Raw genomic sequence first — 17,758 nt, 5'->3', positions numbered from 1 at the left:
CATTTACCGTGATCGTCATTCTCTGGCCCTCAGTATCCGCACACAGGATGAGCGAATAATACTGGCGCACCATCCGGGCCAAGTGTGGCGACAACGGGGCAACACAAAGGCCGCGTATGGAAGCTCCATACGCGGTTTCGCATGTTCGGACGGGAATGTCGACCATCCAGTCGGCGCTAAAGGCCGAGCGCACGCTCCACGCGGGCGTCATAGCCATAGATATCGGGCCGCGTCTGCAGCTTGCCCGCATCATCGACGAACGCCGTGAAATAGGTGATGTGAATGGGGATTTTCTTCGGAAGCTTGACCCAGCTCTCGCGTCCGCCGATCATTTTGCGCAGGCGCTGCTTGGTCCAGCCGCCTTCATAGGTCAGCAGCACATCGGCGAAATCGAGCGGGTTCTGGACGCGCACGCAGCCATGGCTGAAAGCGCGCGAATCACGCTGGAACAGGCTCTTCGAGGGCGTGTCGTGCAGATAAACCGCATGCTCGTTCGGGAAGAGGAACTTGATCGAGCCGAGGGCATTGTCGTCGCCCGGAACCTGGCGGATCTGAATATTGCGGGCGCTCGCCGTGCTCCAGTCGATCGAAGAGGGGCTGACCGGGACGACCTTGCCGCCGACGCGCGCCAGGACCTGGTAGCCGTTGCGTGACAGATAGGACGGATCGCGGCGGACGTTCGGCAGCATCTCCTTCATGGTGATGGAGGCCGGGACATTCCAGCTTGGATTGACGACGATCGATTCCATCTCATCCGAAAAGATCGGCGTCTGATTGGTTATCTTGCCGGTGACGACGCGCGTCTGGTGCACGACCTTGCCGTCGTCGACGACCCGGACTTCGAACTCCGGAACATTGACCGCGACATGGAAGGCGCCGAGATCGCGCGGCATCCAGCGCCAGCGCTCCATATTGGCGATGATCTCGGCGGTGTTGTTCTTGCCGACGCCATTCAGGAACGCGATCGTATTGCCGCCGGCAGCGCCATCCGCCTTGAGACCGCTCGACGCCTGAAAGCGCGCGACGGCCTCGGCCAGTGCATTGTCGTAGAGATCGGGATTGTCGGTGACAGGCGCGAGGCCAAGCCGGGCGCGCAGCAGCGGCACGCGCGCATCGCTGACGCCGAGCTTCAGCAGCTTGCCTTCGGCAATTGGCGCCGGGGCATCGGCAGGGGTCTGTTGCCGGGCCTCGGCGAGGGCCGCCTTCAACGCGCGGTAGCCCGCGTGGGGAGGATTGTAGCCGTCGACCGCCGCCGCCGCATCGGGCGCGGACGAGACGCTGGCAAGGATCGCGACCGGATCGGGCAATAGCGGCTTGATGGTGATCAGCTTGCCGACGGCGGCGGGATCGAGCCGGCCGGCATAAGCCTGGCGTGCATAGGTCAAGAGTGCCCGGTCGAGCGTGATCTCGACGGCAGCGGCCAGATCGGGCCCGAGCGGCGCGGTGCTGCCGAGCGTCTTTGCCGGCAGGCTGTAGGCGGCGGGATCGAGACCGTCCTCGGCGGCGAGCGCGATCCGCGCCATAACCGCCTGTGCGGCTGGGGTCAGGCGCCCGTCGTTCACCCAGACCGGCTTGTAGTCGCGTTCCGAATAGAATTCGGTCATCGCGGCGCGGTCGCGCTTCTCGAGAAACGTTTCCTTCGCCGGCGCGATGGCGATCGCGGCCTTCAAGGCGATGGCAGCCGGATCGCTTGCGACATCGGCGACCGTCAGGCTGGCGACGCTGCCGGCGCGCTCGCGAAACGTCTTGCCCTCCGGCAAATAGGCGCTGGCCGTCCCCGCTGTCAGAGCGAGGAGCACCGTGCCCGCCATCAATGCCGTCAATCGCTTCTCGATCATGGCCGTTTCCTTGCCGAACTCCTGACAGACGACGCGCAAGCGGGCCTGTCGTTCCCGCCCAGCTTCCGTTTCCGGTCTGGCATATCCTTCAACACCCGTTCGGGCGAAGGTGCTGCGATGTTCGTCACTCTGCCGCAAGTTCCTCTTCACCCTCGGCAATGCCGAGTTCCTTGAGCTTGCGATAGAGGGTCGAGCGTCCGATTCCGAGTTTCCGGGCGACCGTTGCCATGCGGCCACGGTAATGGTCGATGGCGAGGCGGATCGTGTCCGCCTCGATGGCCTCGATCGTGCGGACATCGCCGTCCGCGCCAAAGATCGCGACAGGCGTCTCGGTGGCGAAGCCGCTCGCTGGCGCCGTCTCGGCCACGCGTTCCGGATCGCCCGGCGCTGCCGAAAGCGGGCTTCGCTGGGGTTCGATCTGCGGAAATTCGCCGGCCGTGAGCGTCGGCCCATCGGCGAGCACCACCGCGCGGAACATCGCGTTCTCGAGTTGGCGAATGTTGCCGGGCCATGATCCGCGCGCCAGCAAGTCGAGGGCGTCGGGCGCGATCGCCTGAAGGCGCGGCTTCTTCTCCTCCGCTGCGAAGCGGGCGAGGAAATGCCGTGCAAGTTCCGGAATATCCTCGCGCCGCTCGCGCAGCGGCGGAACGCGGATTGGGAAGACATTCAGGCGATAATAGAGATCCTCGCGGAAGCGACCTTCCTTCACGAGGGCGATGAGGTCGCGATTGGTGGCCGAGATCAGGCGGAAATCGACGCGCACCGAGCGCTTGCCGCCGACGGGATCGACCTCGCCCTCCTGCAGCGCGCGCAAAAGCTTGACCTGCGCATCGAGCGGCAGTTCGCCGACCTCATCGAGGAATAGCGTGCCGCCATGGGCTTCCTGGAATTTTCCGGCGTGTTTTTCGGTCGCGCCGGTAAAGGCGCCGCGCTCATGGCCGAACAGGATCGATTCGACCAGATTGGCGGGGAGGGCGCCGCAATTGACGGTCACGAAAGGCTTGGCGCGGCGCTCGCCCGAGCCCTGGATGGCCCGCGCAATCAACTCCTTGCCGACACCGCTCTCGCCCTCGATGAGGATCGGGATCGATGAGCCGGCCGCGCGGCGCGCGAGCGCGATGACGCGGTCCATAGCGGGGCTCGCCGTCACGATATCGCGGAAGCCGAGCGTGCCGGATGCCTGGCGCCTGACGCGGGCGAGTTCGCTTTCGAGCGTGCCGAGTCGCAGCGCATTGGCGATCGAGACTTCGATCCGCTCAGGCGACATCGGCTTGACGACGAAATCCGTCGCGCCGGCGCGCATGGCACTGACCACCGTGTCGATGCCGCCATGCGCCGTCTGTACGATCACCGGCAGGTTGCGTCCAAGCGCCGGCAGGCGCTCCAGCACGCCCATGCCGTCCAGCTCTGGCATGACGAGATCGAGAATCATCAGCTGGAAGCGGTCGCCGTCCGGGCCGCCGAGCTGGTCGAGCGCCGCACGGCCGTTGTCGGCGGTGACGACGTCATGGCCGAGCCGGCTCGCAGCTGCTTCGAGCAGCCGGCGTTGCACGGGATCGTCGTCGACGATCAGGATTCTCGCGGACATGAGGTCGGCATCGCTCCCGGCATCCGGGGAGGCGGCATGCACCGCCGCGCCCCGTGCCAAGCACGCATGATCGCGGCGCTTCCTTAACGTGGGCCTTACGTCCGCCTTACGATCACGTCATTACGAATGTGTCATGGAGTGAAGTGTTGATCGAATGCGGCCCGTGACCCTATCTACGCAATCACCATCCTCGACATCTGGACATCACCCCATGCGCCCGACTGCCAAGCCAGCCTTCGCCCCCGCCGGCGCCGCATCTGCGACGACCAGCGAGATCGGGCATCTGCCGGAATGGAATCTCACCGATCTCTATCCCGGCACGCAGTCGCCTGCGATCGAGGCCGATCTCGCCCGCGCTGGCCGCGATTCGGCTGAGTTCGAAGCGAAGTGGAAGGGAACGCTGGATGTCCTGGCGCGCGAGGGCGGCCTCGTCGAGGCGATCCGCGCCTATGAGGCGCTGGATGAATTGCTCGGGCGGCTCGTTTCCTATGCCGGCCTCGTCTATTCCGGCGACACCACCGATCCGGCCGGCGCGAAATTCTATGGCGATGTGCAGCAGAAGGTGACCGATGCCGGCACGCATGTGCTGTTCTTCACCCTCGAGCTGAACCGCATCGACGACGGCGTGATGGAGGCGGCGATGGCGGCCGATCCGGCGCTGGCGCATTACCGCCCGTGGATCGAGGACGTCCGCAAGGAGAAGCCGTATCAGCTCGAGGACCGGGTCGAGCAGCTCTTCCATGAGAAGTCGGTGACCGGCCGCGGTGCCTGGAACCGGGTCTTCGACGAGACGATGGCCTCGCTGCGCTTCGATGTGAGCGGCGAGATCCTGACGCTCGAGCCGACGCTCAACCTGATGCAGGACGCGGACGAGGCGAAGCGCAAGGCGGCCGCCGAGGCGCTGGCCGCGACCTTCTCCGAGAATATCCGGCTGTTCACGCTGGTGACGAACACCCTCGCCAAGGACAAGGAAATCTCCGATCGCTGGCGCGGCTTCGGCGATGTCGCCGAATCCCGTCATCTCGCCAACCGTGTCGAGCCTGAAGTGGTCGACGCGCTGGTCGCTGCCGTCCGTGCCGCCTATCCGCGGCTGTCGCACCGCTATTACGCGCTGAAAGCGAAATGGTTCGGCAAGGAGCGACTCGACCATTGGGACCGCAACGCGCCGCTGCCGAGGGTTGCGAGCCGCACCATTCCCTGGACCGAGGCGCGCGATACGGTGCTTTCAGCCTATCGGTTGTTCTCGCCGGAGATGGCGTCGATCGCCGAACAGTTCTTCGACAAGGGCTGGATCGATGCGCCGGTTCGTCCGGGCAAGTCGCCCGGCGCCTTTGCCCATCCGACCGTGCCCTCGGCGCATCCCTATGTGCTGCTCAACTACCAGGGCAAGACGCGTGACGTGATGACGCTTGCGCATGAGCTCGGCCATGGCGTCCATCAGGTACTGGCGGCGCCGCAGGGCGCGCTGATGGCGCCGACGCCGCTGACGCTGGCGGAGACCGCAAGCGTGTTCGGCGAAATGCTGACCTTCCGCGCATTGCTTGAGGCGACCACCGACAGCGTCCAGCGCAAGGCGATGCTGGCGTCCAAGGTCGAGGATATGATCAACACGGTCGTGCGCCAGATCGCGTTCTATTCCTTCGAGCGCAAGGTCCATACGGAGCGGCGTGAAGGCGAACTGACCGCCGACCGCATCAACGGCATCTGGATGGAGGTGCAGCGCGAGAGCCTCGGCGACGCCATCCGCCTCGGGCCGGGCTATGAGGTCTTCTGGACCTATATCCCGCACTTCATCCACTCGCCATTCTATGTTTATGCCTATGCCTTCGGCGATTGCCTCGTGAATTCGCTTTATGCCGTCTATCGCGAAGCGGAGAGCGGCTTCCAGGCGCGCTATTTCGACCTTCTGAAGGCCGGCGGCACCAAGCACCATTCCGAACTGCTCGCCCCCTTCGGCCTCGACGCCCGCGATCCGGAATTCTGGCAAAAGGGCCTCTCGGTGCTCGAAGGTTTCATCGCCGAGCTGGAAGAGATGGAGGGGTAGGCGCGAGGCTCGAACCTCGCCATCCGCCACTGTCGAACAGGCCGCGCCAGCAGCGCGGTCTGTTTCGTTTGATCCGGCGTGGGGCGCAGAGGTGCGTGTCCGGCGGGCTGTCGTGTCGGACGCTGCGCGATGCTCGGAAGCGCCGGACAGCCCTGATCTCTGTCAGACGGTCTCGCCCAGGTGATGTCGAACCCATTTCGATTCTTCGGATGCGGTACGCCCGAAATGCCGTTTGAAATCCCGGCTGAACTGGGCAGGGCTCGCATAACCGACAGATGCAGAGACATCCGCGATTGTGTGGCTCTGGCGAGCGATCCTCAATCTTGCCTCGTGAAGCCGTATCGCCTTGACGTACTGCATCGGACTGCTGCCCGTCAGGTCCTTGAAATGGGTATGGTAGGAGGGAATGCTCATGCCGACCGCTCTGGCCAGATCGGCTACCAGGATTTCGGACCCATAATTTTCCCGCAACCAGGTCAGGCTCCGAATGATGTTTCCGGCCGCACCGCCATGTCGAAGCGCGGCGAGCATCGCGCCGCCTTGCGGTCCGACCAAGACCCGGTAGTGCAGCTCGCGCAAGAGGCTCGCACCGAGAACATCCGCTTCGGCGGCGCTGTGAAGAGCCTTCAAGAGGCGTAGCAGCACATCTTCCATATCGGCAGCCATTCTGCTCGAAACGAGGCCCCGCGGTCTGTCGTTCACCAGTTCGCCATGCCCCTCCAATTGCATGGCGATCTCGCCGGCCATCTGCATGTCGAAGTCGATATAGACCGCGATCAACGGCCGCTCCGGGCTGGCGACCGAATCCATCCGGAACGGTACGGGTACCGAAACGGCCAGATAGTGATCTTCGTCGTATCGAAGGATTTCCCCTTCGAGGATGCCCTGCTTGCTCCCCTGCAGCACGAAAACCGCGCCGGGCTTGTAGAGGACCGGAATGTTCTGGAGCACGGCTTCTGTACGGAGAATGCGTACGGCCGGGAGCGCTGTCGGATTGTATCCATGACGAGGCGCGAGCATTCCCGCCAACGCCACCAACACGCCGCGACTGGACGGTCCATTCTCGTCATTGATAGGATTTAGCAAGGATCTCATATGATCCGCAATCGAATGGCCGTTCGCTGAATATTATCTGTCAATACGTCCACCTTCAAGGAAGTTAGCAGATCATGTCAGCCAAGACCTTCTTCATCACCGGCGCCAATTCGGGCTTTGGCCTGGCGATTGCCTCCGCCGCCGTTCAGATGGGCCATAAAGTGATTGGCACCGTCCGCTCGGAGCAATCGCGCGCGGCGCTGGCTGACGCGCTTCCCGACGTTCATTCAGTCCTCTGCGATGTGACGGAGTTCGATCGCATTCCGGGCGTGGTTCGTCAGGTGGAGGAGGAGCATGGACCCGTCGATATCCTGATCAACAACGCCGGCTACGGCCATGAGGGCGTACTTGAGGAGTCGTCTCTCGAAGAGCTGCGTCGCCAGTTCGATGTCAACGTTTTCGGGGCGGTCGCGGTCGCCAAGGCGTTTCTTCCCAAGTTCCGCGCGCGCCGCAGCGGGTTCATCGTCAACATCACGTCGATGGGCGGCATGATCACCATGCCCGGCATCGCTTACTACTGCGGTAGCAAGTTCGCGCTTCAGGGCATATCGGAAGTCATGCGCTCTGAAATGGCCCCGTTTGGCGTTCATGTGACGGCCCTCTGCCCCGGCTCGTTCCGGACAGACTGGGCCGGGCGATCGATGGTGCGCACGGAAAGGTCGATCGCCGATTACGACACGCTTTTTGATCCGATACGCGCGGGCCGAAAGGCTGCCAGCGGCAATCAGCTTGGTGATCCGGAAAAACTGGCAGCGGCTGTCCTCGAACTGGTTCAATCCGAAAATCCTCCGCCCCAGCTTCTGCTTGGCAGCGACGCGCTCAGGCACGTATCGGCGAGAATCGAGCGCCTTAGGGAGGAATTGGAGGCTTGGCAGGCTGTCACCTTGTCCACCGACGGGCTACGCGAAGACGCAACAACCGCAAGCAGGTAAGGAGTTCCTGGACGGGTTGCCGTCTTCTTCTATTCAGTGCGCATTTCATCGAAAGCGAGGCTACCGGTTACGCGCCGCTCGGCTTCGGCTCGTTGCTGGCCTCACCGACAATCCCAATGCCACCACCATCCGCCAATAGCTCGGGCTGTGAGGGGGACCGGGAGGCGAGGGACCGGCGCGAGGTCGTTCGATTGCGAGGCGCATCACCACGCGTTATACATTCCGTATAACGAGGGCCTGACCATGAAGCTCGAAATCAAGAAGATCGGCAATTCGACCGGATTGATCTTGCCGAAGGAACTGCTGGCGCGGCTTGCCTTGAAGCAGGGGCAGTGGGTGAATGTGACCGAAAACGCAGATGGCTCGATCCGTGTGTCGCCTTACGACCCCGCCTTCGACAAGGCGATGGGGATCGTTGACGACATCATGATCGAATATCGCGATACGCTGCGAGAACTCGCGAAGTGAGCGAGCCGGAATGGCTGACACTCGAACAGGTGCTGGTGGCACACGAGCGTCAACTCCGGCAGTTTGGCGGTCCGGCAGGCTTACGAGATCTTGGATTGCTGGAATCGGCCCTCGATCGTGCTCGCAATAAATGGACCTATGGTGAAACGGATCTCGCGGTCTTGGCCGCGGCATATGCCTATGGCCTGGCCCGCAATCATCCCTTCATTGATGGGAACAAGCGGGCAGCGTTCGTGGCCCTCGTGCTTTTCCTGCGCATGAACGATGTCCGCTTTGCTCCGTCGCCGCCTGAGGCGACCCTCGCCATTCTCGGCCTCGCTGCCGGTGAAATCTCCGAAGAAAACCTCGCCCGCTGGATCCGCGACCGCATGCCGGTAGCGGCCGTCTGACGCGGCAGCTTCGAGACGGCCGCCCCTTGCGGTGGGGGCGGGCGGCTGCATCTTAAGGGCTCGTCCTCGAGCGGGTCCGTATTTTCATGTCCGATTCCGAACGCAATCGCCTCTCCGGTCGCCTCAGCCGCTATGCCCGGGTTGGGGTCAATGTCGGCGGGGTCGCGGCCAAGGTCGCCGGCGCGCGGCTGTTCGGCACCAGCCTCGACAAGGGCAAGAATGCCGGCGAACTGGCGGCGGCGCTCGGCGGGCTCAAGGGCCCGCTGATGAAGGTCGGCCAGATTCTGTCGACCGTGCCGGATCTGGTGCCGCCGGAATATGCCGCTGAGTTGTCGCAGCTTCAGTCCAACGCTCCGCCGATGGGCTGGCCGTTCGTTCGGCGGCGCATGCAGGCGGAGCTTGGGCCCGACTGGGAGAAGCGCTTCGCCTCCTTCGATCGCCAGCCAGCGGCGGCAGCTTCGCTCGGGCAGGTTCACCGCGCGGTCGGCAAGGACGGACGCGCCCTGGCGGTGAAGCTGCAATATCCGGACATGCAGTCGGCGGTCGAAGCCGACCTGACCCAGCTTCGGATGCTGTTCTCGGTCTATCGCCGCATCGATGCTTCGATCGATACGAGCCAGATTCTGGAAGAGATCAGCGCCCGCATCCGCGAGGAACTCGACTACGGCCGCGAGGCGCGCCACGCGCTGCTCTACAAGATCATGCTTGACGGCCAGCCGCTGGTGCGCGTGCCGGAGGTTGAGCCGCGGCTTTCGACGCAGCGCCTGCTATCGCTAACCTGGCTGGAGGGGGGGCGGCTGCTCGATTTCCGCGACCGTTCGCTCGATGAGCGCAACTGCATCGCGACGGCGATGTTCGAGGCTTGGTGGTCGCCCTTCTCCCATTACGGCGTGATTCATGGCGATCCGCATCTCGGCAACTACACCGTGTTCGAGGAGGACGGCGTCGCGGGCGGCATCAATCTGCTCGATTATGGCTGCATCCGCATCTTCCCGCCGGCCTTTGTCGACGGGGTCGTCAATCTCTTCCATGGTCTCCTCGAAGAGGATCGGGCGCGCGTCGTCGCGGCCTATGAAAGCTGGGGTTTCGTCGGCCTTTCGAATGAGCTGATCGATGCGCTCAACATCTGGGCGCGGTTCATCTATGCGCCGCTGCTCGATGATCGTGTACGGACCATCGCGGATGGCGTCGCCCCGGCCGAATATGGCCGCCGCGAAGCATTCCGCGTGCATCAGGTGCTGAAGGAGAAGGGTCCCGTAACCGTGCCGCGCGAATTCGTGTTCATGGATCGCGCGGCGATCGGGCTTGGCGCAGTGTTCCTGCATCTGCGCGCCGAATTGAATTTCCATCGCCTGTTCATGGCGACGCTGGAAGGGTTCGACGAGCGCCTTCTCGGCCATCGCCAGCAGGCGGCGCTCGGCGGCGTCGGGCTGGCGTGATCGTCTTCTCGCCGATCGCCCGGACTGCTGCGTTCAGGGGATCGCGGCCCAGCTAAGCGCGTCAGCTTGGCGGATTGCGAGGCGGTATCTTCTGCGATATAGCCCCGAGCAGCCTGAGTTCAGTCGAGGAGCCCGATCCGATGGCCGAAACCCCCATGGACTATGTGGAACATGACCGCACCTATCACTTCTTCGTCGGGCTGACGAAATACGGCACGATCGCCGTGGTGGTCATCCTGATCCTGATGGCGCTGTTCCTGCTCTGAGAGAGCGCGCTGCCGCGCCGGCGCGGTGTTGGCCGGCCGGCATCCGGAGGGGACGGTTGCCGTCCTCATCCATCATCGAGGACCACTCATGAAAATCGGTGTACCGGCCGAGATCGACGGCGGGGAGTCGCGCGTCGCAGCGACCCCCGAGACGATCAAGAAGTTCATCGCGTTCGGCGCCACGGTCGTCGTGGAGCGCGGCGCGGGCCTCGCCTCTCGCATCACCGATGCCGACTATGAAGCGGCGGGCGCGACGATCGCGCCGGACGCGGCCGCTGCCGTCGCCGATGCCGATGTGGTGCTGAAGGTTCGCCGTCCGGTCGAGAGCGAACTTCCCTTCTACCGGCAGGGCGCGCTTGTCATCGCCACCATGGACCCCTACGGCCATGAGGATGCGGTGAACGCCATGGGCGCTGCCGGCATCACCGCCATCGCCATGGAATTCATGCCGCGCATCACCCGCGCGCAGGTCATGGATGTGCTGTCGAGCCAGGCCAATCTCGCCGGCTATCAGGCCGTGATCGACGCCGCCTCGGCTTATGACCGTGCGATGCCGATGATGATGACCGCAGCCGGGACCGTGCCGGCGGCTCGTGTCTTCGTGATGGGCGCCGGTGTCGCCGGCCTGCAGGCGATCGCAACCGCCCGGCGCCTCGGCGCTGTGGTCACGGCGACCGATGTGCGCCCGGCCGCCAAGGAGCAGGTCGAAAGCCTCGGGGCGAAGTTCGTCGCGGTCGAGGACGAGGAATTCAAGCAGGCCGAAACGGCTGCCGGCTACGCGAAGCCGATGTCGGCCGAGTACCAGGCCAAGCAGGCGGCGCTCGTCGCCGAGCACATCAAGAAGCAGGACATCGTGATCACGACGGCCCTGATCCCGGGACGTGCTGCGCCCCGCCTCGTCACGGCGGCGATGGTGGCCTCGATGCGGCCAGGCGCCGTGCTGGTCGATCTTGCGGTCGAGCGAGGCGGCAATATCGAGGGCAGCAAGCCGGGCGAGATCGTCGATCTCGATGGACGCCGCATCGTCGGCTACCTGAATGTTGCTGGCCGCATCCCGGCCACCGCATCCCAGCTCTACGCGAAGAACCTCGCGGCCTTCCTGGAAACGCTGGTCGACAAAGCCAGCAAGGCGCTCGCCGTCAACTGGGATGATGAACTCGTCAGGGCGACAGTGCTGACCCGCGACGGCGCGGTGGTGCATCCCGCCTTCAAGCCGAAGACCGTCACTGCGGACGAAGGGAGCCTCTGATGGCCAATCTGACGCCGGAACAGGCGGCTGCGGTCGCCCAGCAGGCCGCCGATGCCGCGACGGCTGCGGCCGAGGCCGCGCAGCAGGCCGCTCGTGCCGCCCATCAATATGCAGCCCAGGCTGGCGTGCCTGGCGATGGTGGCCTCGCTGATGCAACCAGCCTTGCGCTGCATGCGGCGACCGGCGGGGTCATCGATCCCTTCGTCTTCCGCCTCTCGATCTTCGTGCTGGCGATCTTTGTTGGCTATTACGTCGTCTGGCAGGTGACGCCGGCGCTGCATACGCCGCTGATGTCGGTCACCAATGCGATCTCCTCGGTCATCGTCGTCGGCGCGCTGCTCGCGGTCGGCGTCGACGCCGTTGGCAATACGGCTGGCCATGGCCTTGCGCAGGGCTTCGGCTTCGTCGGGCTGATCCTCGCCAGCGTCAATATCTTCGGCGCCTTCCTCGTCACCAGCCGCATGCTGGCGATGTACAAGAAAAAGACGAAGTGAGGATCGCGCGATGACCACCGCCAATATCACGGCCGTCCTCTATCTGGTCTCGGGCGTCCTGTTCATCATGGCGCTCCGGGGGCTTTCGAGCCCCGCGTCGTCGCGCCAGGGCAATCTCTACGGCATGGTCGGCATGGCGATCGCCATCCTGACCACGCTGGTGCTCGCGGCGCCGTCGAGTCCGACCGCCTGGGCTCTGATCATACTCGGCCTCGGCATCGGTGGCGGCATCGGCGCGGTGATCGCGCGCCGCATCGCCATGACCGCGATGCCGCAGCTGGTCGCCGCATTCCACTCGCTGGTCGGCCTCTCCGCCGTCATGGTCGCCGCCGCGGCACTTTATGCGCCGGCCGCCTTCGGCATCGGCGAGGTGGGGGACATCCATCGCCAGGCGCTGTTCGAGATGAGCCTTGGCGTCGCGATCGGCGCACTGACATTCACCGGCTCTGTGATTGCCTTCCTGAAACTCAACGGCAACATGTCGGGCAAGCCGATCATCCTGCCGATGCGGCACCTGATCAACCTCGCGCTCGCAGTCCTGCTCGTCGTGCTGATCATCGCGCTGGTGACGAGCGGCAATCCGACATTGTTCTGGCTGATCGTCCTCGTCAGCCTCGTGCTCGGCGGCCTGATCATCGTGCCGATTGGCGGCGCCGACATGCCTGTCGTCGTCTCGATGCTGAATTCCTATTCGGGCTGGGCGGCGGCGGGCATCGGCTTCACGCTCGGCAATACGGCCCTGATCGTGACCGGCGCGCTGGTCGGCTCGTCCGGCGCGATCCTTTCATACATCATGTGCAAGGCGATGAACCGCTCGTTCATCTCCGTGATCCTCGGCGGATTCGGCGGTGAGCAGGCGGCGGCTGCCGGCGGCGCGGTCGAGCAGCGGCCCGTCAAGCAGGGCTCGGCCGAGGATGCGGCGTTCATCATGAAGAACGCCTCGAAGGTCATCATCGTGCCGGGCTATGGCATGGCGGTGGCGCAGGCGCAGCATGCGCTGCGCGAGATGGCGGACAAGCTGAAGCATGCCGGCGTCGAGGTAAAATACGCCATCCATCCGGTGGCTGGCCGCATGCCGGGCCATATGAACGTCCTGCTCGCCGAGGCGAACGTGCCCTATGACGAGGTGTTCGAGCTCGAAGACATCAACTCGGAATTCGCGCAGGCCGACGTCGCCTTCGTCATCGGCGCCAATGACGTCACCAATCCGGCGGCGAAGACCGACAAGACCTCGCCAATCTACGGCATGCCGATCCTCGACGTGGAGAAGGCGGGCACCGTCCTCTTCATCAAGCGCGGCATGGGTTCGGGGTATGCCGGCGTCGAGAATGAGCTGTTCTTCAAGGACAACACCATGATGCTCTTCGCCGACGCAAAGAAGATGGTGGAGAGCATCGTCAAGTCGCTCGATTAGGCGTGGGCGCCCAAGCGTTTCAAACGGCCACCTTCGGGTGGCCGTTTTGTTTCGGCATGCTTGCGAAAGCCGCAGACTGAGCGCCTATGACAGGCTCGATGGATGGGTGATCCGACAATGGCGTCCTTTCAATTGAGGCAACTCGCGGCGGCGGATGCCGAAGCCTTTCGAGAACTCCGCTTGGCCGGGCTTGCTAATGCACCGACGGCCTTCGGCGCCAGCCCCGCGCAGGAGGCGGCGGTTCCGATCGATACGTTGCGCGCCCGGCTCGACGCTTCACCCAATGCCGTCTTCGGTGCATTTGTCGAAGGCCGGCTCGTCGGTGTCGCCGGCTTTTTCCGCCACGAGGGCGAGAAGCACCGTCATCGCGGCGTGCTTTGGGGCGTCTATGTCGATCCGGCATCGAGGGGAGGGGGCATTGCGCGGCGCCTCGTCGAGGCGGTGATCGACCACGCAAGCCGCCACGTGCTGATCCTCGAAGCGGCGGTCTCCGTCGGCAATGAACATGCCGGATCGCTCTACCGCGCACTTGGCTTCGAGGCCTATGGCCATCACGTGGCCGCCCTCATGGTCGAGGGCGAGCTCATCGACGAGAAATTGCTTCGCCTCGATTTCCGCCGGTAGCGATCTGGCCGCTAGCCAAGTCGTGAGACCGTCATGCCGGCTTGAAAGCGCCGACATGACGGGACGCTCGGTCGGAAACGCGACTCAGGCGCCGTTCGGGGCCGTGCGGCGCATGCCGTCGCGGGCAGGTGCGTAGTTCGGGTTGATGATCTGGGCGCGGGCGAAGGCGTCATGGGCCTTTTGGGGCTCGCCGAGCTTCTCGAGCGCCAGGCCCTCATAGGTCCAGCCGAGATAGGACTGCTTGTCCTTGCGGACCGCGAGGTTGAAATCGTCGAGCGCCGCCTTGTAGTCGCCGGTGGCGAGATAGGAGAGGCCGCGGCTCAGATACGGGTCGACCGAGTTGGGCGCGTAGGTCGTTGCCGCCGTCAGATCCTGGATCGCGTCGTCGTGGCGGTTCTGGCTCTGGTAGATCAGCGCGCGGTTGTAATAGCCCTTGGGGTCGTTCGGCTCGAGCTGAATGGCCCGCGTCAGATCGGCGAGGGCGAGATCGACCTGTCCCTGCGAGCGGTACAGATTGGCGCGGCCGACATAGGCGTCGCTGTAGTTCGGATTGAGCTGGATGGCCGTGTTGTAGTCGGCCAGCGCCTTCTGGTCCTGCTTCAGGCGCCGCTCAACGAGGGCGCGATTCGAATAGGCCTGGTAGAAATTCGGGTTGAGCCGGATCGCCTGGTTGAAGTCGGCGAGTGCATCGTCGTAGCGGCCGGCGCGTCCATAGGCCGTGCCGCGCACATTATAGCTCGATGCGTCGTTCGGGCTCTGGCTCACCACCGCGCTCAGCGAGGCGATGTTCGCTGGGGACGCGATCGCCGGGTCGATGCCGGCTTCTGGGCCGGGCAGGCCGGACTGACAGCCCGCCAGCGCAATGGCGACGAGCGAACCGGCGAGAAAATAACCCGCAGTCTTCGATCCGGCTTGTGGGCGCAGCAGCAGCATCGAGACGTTCATGGGGCGGCTCCTCAATAGGTGGGTTCAGGCGCCAGGACAAAGACGTGCAAGGGCAACGAACACCGCGCCTGCGGGCTCGTTACCCTTATGATGTCAAAGGAAGGGCGAAAGGATGGCACCGACCGAAGTCGGCGACCAATCTCAGTGCTTGTTCGCCTTCGGCGCGGCGACGATGCCGAGCTCGCGCTGCGCCTTCTTGCGCGCCAGCTTGCGGGCGCGGCGGACGGCCTCGGCCTTCTCGCGGGCGCGCTTCACCGACGGCTTCTCGTAGAAGTCACGGAGCTTCATCTCGCGGAAGATGCCTTCACGCTGCATCTTCTTCTTGAGAACCTTGAGCGCCTGGTCGACGTTGTTGTCGCGAACGAGTATCTGCACGCGGTTGCGTCCTGTTTTGATCCGATCGATCGGGTTTGCGGGAGCTTCAGGCGCGCTTGGCTAACAAGTCTGCGGCTTCTTTCCCGAATTCGGCGCTCTCATAGCAGAAGCCATAAGGGGCGTCAAAGCATCTCACGGCCGAAAAGCGCGGATTTTCGGTGTTTTTGAGCCGCCTCAGCCGCTATGTGTCGTTCCTGACGCAGATCTCGATAAGGGGAATGACGACGTGAAGCTCGAGAACAAACTGGCCATCGTCACCGGCGGCGCCAAAGGGATCGGCTTTGCCATCGCCGAACGCTTTCTCCAGGAGGGCGCGCGGGTCGTCATCGCCGATATCGACGAGGACGCGGGATCATCCGCGATCGAGCGTCTCGGTGCGAATGGCGCCTGCCGCTTCGTGCGCTGCGACGTTGGTGATCGCGACGACGTGGCCAATCTCGTGGCGGCGGCGACCAACTTCGGCGGCGAGATCGATATTCTCGTCAACAATGCCGGCATTGTCGCCGGCGCCGATTTTCTCGACGTCACTGAAGAGGATTTCGACCGCGTGCTGCGCGTCAATGTGAAAGGCGCGTTCCTCTGCGGCCAGGTGGTTGCGCGCCACATGGCGGCCCGGGTCGACGCCGGCGGCACTGCCGGCGCGATCGTCAACATGACCTCGGTCAATGCGGTGTTCGGGCTGCCAAACCAGGTGCCCTATACGGTCTCCAAGGGCGGTCTCATGCAGTTGACCCGCGCCATGGCGGTCTCGCTGGCCCCCCGCGGCATCCGCGTCAATGCGATCGGCCCCGGCTCGATCGCGACCGACATCCTCGCCAGCGTCAACAGCGATCCCGAGGCGAAGCGCCGGCTGCTGTCGCGCACGCCGCTCGGCCGGATCGGCGAGCCGTCAGAAATCGCCGCGATCGCCGCCTTCCTGGCTTCAGATGATGCCAGCTATATCACTGGCGAGACGATCTACGCTGATGGCGGCCGTCTCGCGCTCAACTATACCGTCGCCGTCAAGGACTGACGGCGACGCTCGCTCGCTTTCAGACGTCCTCGTCGTCCTCGACGGGGCCCTTCAGCGATTTCAGCTTGGCGAAGACGGCGTCGGCATCGAGTTCGTCTTCCTTCGGCTCTTCCGGGCGATAGGAACGAAGCGCCGCGGAAGCGAGCGCGTCGGCCGCCGTCGTCTCCTCGGGACGCAGCAGCGTCTCGCCATCGGGGCCAACTTCGCGCGGCGGGGCGCTCTTCGCGGCCTTTTCGACTTCGAAATCGAGGTCGATCTGCGAGCAGAGGCCAAGCGTCACCGGATCCATCGGCGTCAGGTTGGTAGAGTTCCAGTGGCTGCGGCCGCGGATCGAATCGATCGTCGGCTTGGTGGTGCCGACAAGACGCATGATGGCCGCGTCCTTGAGTTCGGGATGGCTGCGGAGCAGCCAGAGAATGGCGTTCGGCCGATCCTGGCGGCGCGAGACCGGCGTGTATCGCGGGCCCTTGCGCTTCTGCACGGGGACGCGAACCTTGGTCTCGGCCATCTTCAGCCGATATTTCGGATCGCGCTGGGCGCGGTCGATCTCTTCGCGGGTGAGCTGACCCGTCAGCACCGGATCGAGGCCCTTGATCGTCTGCGCAGCCTCGCCATCGGCGATGGCCTTCACTTCGAGCGGGTGCAGCTTGCAGAATTCGGCGATCTGGTCGAACCCGAGCGAGGTGTTCTCGACGAGCCAGACGGCGGTCGCCTTCGGCATCAGCGGGATGTTCGACATAAGTCTCTCCTGATCGCTCGCCCGGGTGTCCGCCGGAGGAGCAGGATTTCGTCTGAATGACGGGGTATGCCGGCTATATAGCCCTCCCGACCCGCTGAATCAAACTATTCGGCGGCGAGGCGCAGAAGACCGCACGGGGCAATGCTTCAAACAGAACGGGCGCCGGCCACCCGCGCCCACCCCCCCCCCGTCAGGATCAAGTTGTTTTTAGTTTGCCGGAGCCGGTGTGGCGGGTGCCGGCGTCGCAGGCGCAGGCTCAGCCGCGGGAGCCGGCGATGCCGGGGCGGGGGCCGGAGCGCTCTCGGTTGCGGCGGGAGGCGGAGGCGGCGCCACCGTCGCGCGCGACTGCCACCAGAACCACGCGATCACGATCACGACGACGACGACAACCACCCAGATCCAGGTATTTTGGCGTTGCATTCCGTTCCTCCTTGTTCTTCAGGAACTCAGACGCTGTATCCATAGCTGATTCACGCGTCGTTACGAAGAGCAGCAGAAGGATGTCGGCCTCGCGTGGTTCGTTCACGCGGCAATGCAGCCTCTATCCTTCTATCGTGGCGGTCGCGACAGGACGCGTTGACTAGGGGTGCACTACGTCAGGCGCGATCACGGAAGATCTCGGCGCAACATTTGTTGAGACGGACCGCAACGCCGACCTCGGCCACCCAGTCGAGGGGAATATAATGATGCAACCCATCGGGTGAATCGTGGCGCGTCAGCTTGATCTCGTTGTCAGGTAAGACGCGATCGACGAAGCCGACCCGATTGCCGCGGGAATCAAGCACCTGCATCCTGCTGAGGATCGTGTTCGAATGGATCATGGACCTCCCTCCTTCCAACTCGGCTC

General features: G+C 64.2%; 19 protein-coding genes. 11 read left to right on the top strand and 8 right to left on the bottom strand.

All coding sequences use genetic code 11. The annotated features are described in order from the left end of the window. Nucleotides 1-176: 176 nt before the first annotated feature. On the bottom strand, nt 177-1,838 hold the full coding sequence (locus LB518_RS10610; protein ID WP_224577045.1) for a L,D-transpeptidase family protein: 1,662 nt from the start codon (nt 1,836-1,838) through the stop codon (nt 177-179). Between the two features lie 124 nt (nt 1,839-1,962). Continuing rightward, on the bottom strand, nt 1,963-3,426 hold the full coding sequence (locus tag LB518_RS10605; RefSeq protein WP_224577043.1) for a sigma-54-dependent transcriptional regulator: 1,464 nt from the start codon (nt 3,424-3,426) through the stop codon (nt 1,963-1,965). A gap of 211 nt (nt 3,427-3,637) precedes the next feature. On the opposite strand from LB518_RS10605, the gene LB518_RS10600 reads away from it, so the two are divergent. Continuing rightward, nucleotides 3,638-5,470 (top strand): M3 family oligoendopeptidase, encoded by a 1,833-nt coding sequence (locus LB518_RS10600; RefSeq protein WP_224577041.1) that lies wholly within the window; start codon nt 3,638-3,640, stop codon nt 5,468-5,470. A gap of 162 nt (nt 5,471-5,632) precedes the next feature. On the opposite strand, the gene LB518_RS10595 is transcribed toward LB518_RS10600, so the two are convergent. Continuing rightward, nucleotides 5,633-6,565, bottom strand: a complete 933-nt coding sequence (locus tag LB518_RS10595; RefSeq protein ID WP_224577039.1) for an AraC family transcriptional regulator — start codon at nt 6,563-6,565, stop codon at nt 5,633-5,635. 74 nt (nt 6,566-6,639) lie between these two features. Here LB518_RS10595 and LB518_RS10590 point away from each other — a divergent pair, with 74 nt between their 5' ends. The 9 genes from LB518_RS10590 to LB518_RS10550 all read left to right on the top strand — a co-directional run bounded on the left by LB518_RS10590 (nt 6,640) and on the right by LB518_RS10550 (nt 13,840). Further along, nucleotides 6,640-7,497 (top strand): oxidoreductase, encoded by an 858-nt coding sequence (locus LB518_RS10590; RefSeq protein WP_224577037.1) that lies wholly within the window; start codon nt 6,640-6,642, stop codon nt 7,495-7,497. 243 nt (nt 7,498-7,740) lie between these two features. After that, complete coding sequence (locus tag LB518_RS10585) at nt 7,741-7,965, top strand: AbrB/MazE/SpoVT family DNA-binding domain-containing protein (RefSeq protein ID WP_224577035.1); 225 nt, start codon at nt 7,741-7,743, stop codon at nt 7,963-7,965. Further along, nucleotides 7,962-8,354, top strand: coding sequence for a type II toxin-antitoxin system death-on-curing family toxin (locus LB518_RS10580; RefSeq protein WP_224577033.1), 393 nt, complete (start codon nt 7,962-7,964; stop codon nt 8,352-8,354). The genes LB518_RS10585 and LB518_RS10580 overlap by 4 nt, the downstream gene beginning before the upstream one ends. A gap of 86 nt (nt 8,355-8,440) precedes the next feature. Beyond that, entirely contained in the window at nt 8,441-9,793 is a 1,353-nt protein-coding gene (locus LB518_RS10575; protein ID WP_224577031.1) for an ABC1 kinase family protein, read from the top strand. 140 nt (nt 9,794-9,933) lie between these two features. Further along, entirely contained in the window at nt 9,934-10,059 is a 126-nt protein-coding gene (locus tag LB518_RS10570) for an aa3-type cytochrome c oxidase subunit IV (protein ID WP_224577029.1), read from the top strand. A gap of 88 nt (nt 10,060-10,147) precedes the next feature. Beyond that, nucleotides 10,148-11,308 (top strand): Re/Si-specific NAD(P)(+) transhydrogenase subunit alpha, encoded by a 1,161-nt coding sequence (locus tag LB518_RS10565; protein ID WP_224577027.1) that lies wholly within the window; start codon nt 10,148-10,150, stop codon nt 11,306-11,308. Then, the gene (locus LB518_RS10560) at nt 11,308-11,802 is read left to right on the top strand and encodes a proton-translocating transhydrogenase family protein (RefSeq protein ID WP_224577017.1); all 495 of its coding nucleotides are present in this window, start codon (nt 11,308-11,310) and stop codon (nt 11,800-11,802) included. The genes LB518_RS10565 and LB518_RS10560 overlap by 1 nt, the downstream gene beginning before the upstream one ends. Before the next feature lie 10 nt (nt 11,803-11,812). Beyond that, the gene (locus LB518_RS10555) at nt 11,813-13,216 is read left to right on the top strand and encodes an NAD(P)(+) transhydrogenase (Re/Si-specific) subunit beta (RefSeq protein WP_224577015.1); all 1,404 of its coding nucleotides are present in this window, start codon (nt 11,813-11,815) and stop codon (nt 13,214-13,216) included. Between the two features lie 102 nt (nt 13,217-13,318). Beyond that, on the top strand, nt 13,319-13,840 hold the full coding sequence (locus LB518_RS10550; RefSeq protein WP_353619946.1) for a GNAT family N-acetyltransferase: 522 nt from the start codon (nt 13,319-13,321) through the stop codon (nt 13,838-13,840). Nucleotides 13,841-13,924: 84 nt separating this feature from the next. Here the strand turns inward: LB518_RS10550 and LB518_RS10545 are convergent, their stop codons facing one another. Together LB518_RS10545 and rpsU are read right to left on the bottom strand one after the other, a co-directional pair. Continuing rightward, on the bottom strand, nt 13,925-14,785 hold the full coding sequence (locus LB518_RS10545) for a tetratricopeptide repeat protein (protein WP_224577014.1): 861 nt from the start codon (nt 14,783-14,785) through the stop codon (nt 13,925-13,927). 141 nt (nt 14,786-14,926) lie between these two features. After that, the gene (gene rpsU / locus LB518_RS10540; RefSeq protein ID WP_224577012.1) at nt 14,927-15,160 is read right to left on the bottom strand and encodes a 30S ribosomal protein S21; all 234 of its coding nucleotides are present in this window, start codon (nt 15,158-15,160) and stop codon (nt 14,927-14,929) included. Between the two features lie 226 nt (nt 15,161-15,386). On the opposite strand from rpsU, the gene LB518_RS10535 reads away from it, so the two are divergent. Beyond that, nucleotides 15,387-16,172, top strand: coding sequence for an SDR family NAD(P)-dependent oxidoreductase (locus LB518_RS10535; RefSeq protein WP_224577010.1), 786 nt, complete (start codon nt 15,387-15,389; stop codon nt 16,170-16,172). A gap of 19 nt (nt 16,173-16,191) precedes the next feature. On the opposite strand, the gene LB518_RS10530 is transcribed toward LB518_RS10535, so the two are convergent. From LB518_RS10530 to LB518_RS10520, 3 genes are all read right to left on the bottom strand, one after another. Further along, entirely contained in the window at nt 16,192-16,911 is a 720-nt protein-coding gene (locus LB518_RS10530) for a DUF1013 domain-containing protein (RefSeq protein ID WP_224577008.1), read from the bottom strand. A gap of 207 nt (nt 16,912-17,118) precedes the next feature. Beyond that, nucleotides 17,119-17,331: a hypothetical protein gene (locus tag LB518_RS10525; RefSeq protein ID WP_224577006.1), complete on the bottom strand. Its 213-nt coding sequence runs from the start codon at nt 17,329-17,331 to the stop codon at nt 17,119-17,121. A 176-nt stretch (nt 17,332-17,507) separates the two neighbouring features. Then, nucleotides 17,508-17,732 carry a DUF2171 domain-containing protein gene (locus LB518_RS10520; RefSeq protein ID WP_224577004.1) on the bottom strand — a complete coding sequence of 75 codons (225 nt, stop codon included), beginning with the start codon at nt 17,730-17,732 and terminating at the stop codon, nt 17,508-17,510. Nucleotides 17,733-17,758: the final 26 nt, after the last annotated feature.

The organism is Mesorhizobium sp. BR1-1-16 (assembly GCF_020165495.1).
Lineage (GTDB): Bacteria > Pseudomonadota > Alphaproteobacteria > Rhizobiales > Kaistiaceae > Kaistia.
This window is presented reverse-complemented; position numbering and strand designations above follow the sequence as displayed.

What these genes read in the sequence shown, in the direction of transcription:
- LB518_RS10610 (WP_224577045.1), bottom strand. Translation starts at nt 1,838, where the DNA reads ATGATCGAGAAGCGATTGACGGCATTGATGGCGGGCACGGTGCTCCTC.
- LB518_RS10595 (WP_224577039.1), bottom strand. Translation starts at nt 6,565, where the DNA reads ATGAGATCCTTGCTAAATCCTATCAATGACGAGAATGGACCGTCCAGT.
- LB518_RS10605 (WP_224577043.1), bottom strand. Translation starts at nt 3,426, where the DNA reads ATGTCCGCGAGAATCCTGATCGTCGACGACGATCCCGTGCAACGCCGG.
- LB518_RS10575 (WP_224577031.1), top strand. Translation starts at nt 8,441, where the DNA reads ATGTCCGATTCCGAACGCAATCGCCTCTCCGGTCGCCTCAGCCGCTAT.
- LB518_RS10585 (WP_224577035.1), top strand. Translation starts at nt 7,741, where the DNA reads ATGAAGCTCGAAATCAAGAAGATCGGCAATTCGACCGGATTGATCTTG.
- LB518_RS10560 (WP_224577017.1), top strand. Translation starts at nt 11,308, where the DNA reads ATGGCCAATCTGACGCCGGAACAGGCGGCTGCGGTCGCCCAGCAGGCC.
- LB518_RS10545 (WP_224577014.1), bottom strand. Translation starts at nt 14,785, where the DNA reads ATGAACGTCTCGATGCTGCTGCTGCGCCCACAAGCCGGATCGAAGACT.
- LB518_RS10530 (WP_224577008.1), bottom strand. Translation starts at nt 16,911, where the DNA reads ATGTCGAACATCCCGCTGATGCCGAAGGCGACCGCCGTCTGGCTCGTC.
- LB518_RS10550 (WP_353619946.1), top strand. Translation starts at nt 13,319, where the DNA reads ATGGGTGATCCGACAATGGCGTCCTTTCAATTGAGGCAACTCGCGGCG.
- LB518_RS10525 (WP_224577006.1), bottom strand. Translation starts at nt 17,331, where the DNA reads ATGCAACGCCAAAATACCTGGATCTGGGTGGTTGTCGTCGTCGTCGTG.
- LB518_RS10520 (WP_224577004.1), bottom strand. Translation starts at nt 17,732, where the DNA reads ATGATCCATTCGAACACGATCCTCAGCAGGATGCAGGTGCTTGATTCC.
- LB518_RS10565 (WP_224577027.1), top strand. Translation starts at nt 10,148, where the DNA reads ATGAAAATCGGTGTACCGGCCGAGATCGACGGCGGGGAGTCGCGCGTC.
- LB518_RS10590 (WP_224577037.1), top strand. Translation starts at nt 6,640, where the DNA reads ATGTCAGCCAAGACCTTCTTCATCACCGGCGCCAATTCGGGCTTTGGC.
- LB518_RS10555 (WP_224577015.1), top strand. Translation starts at nt 11,813, where the DNA reads ATGACCACCGCCAATATCACGGCCGTCCTCTATCTGGTCTCGGGCGTC.
- LB518_RS10600 (WP_224577041.1), top strand. Translation starts at nt 3,638, where the DNA reads ATGCGCCCGACTGCCAAGCCAGCCTTCGCCCCCGCCGGCGCCGCATCT.
- LB518_RS10570 (WP_224577029.1), top strand. Translation starts at nt 9,934, where the DNA reads ATGGCCGAAACCCCCATGGACTATGTGGAACATGACCGCACCTATCAC.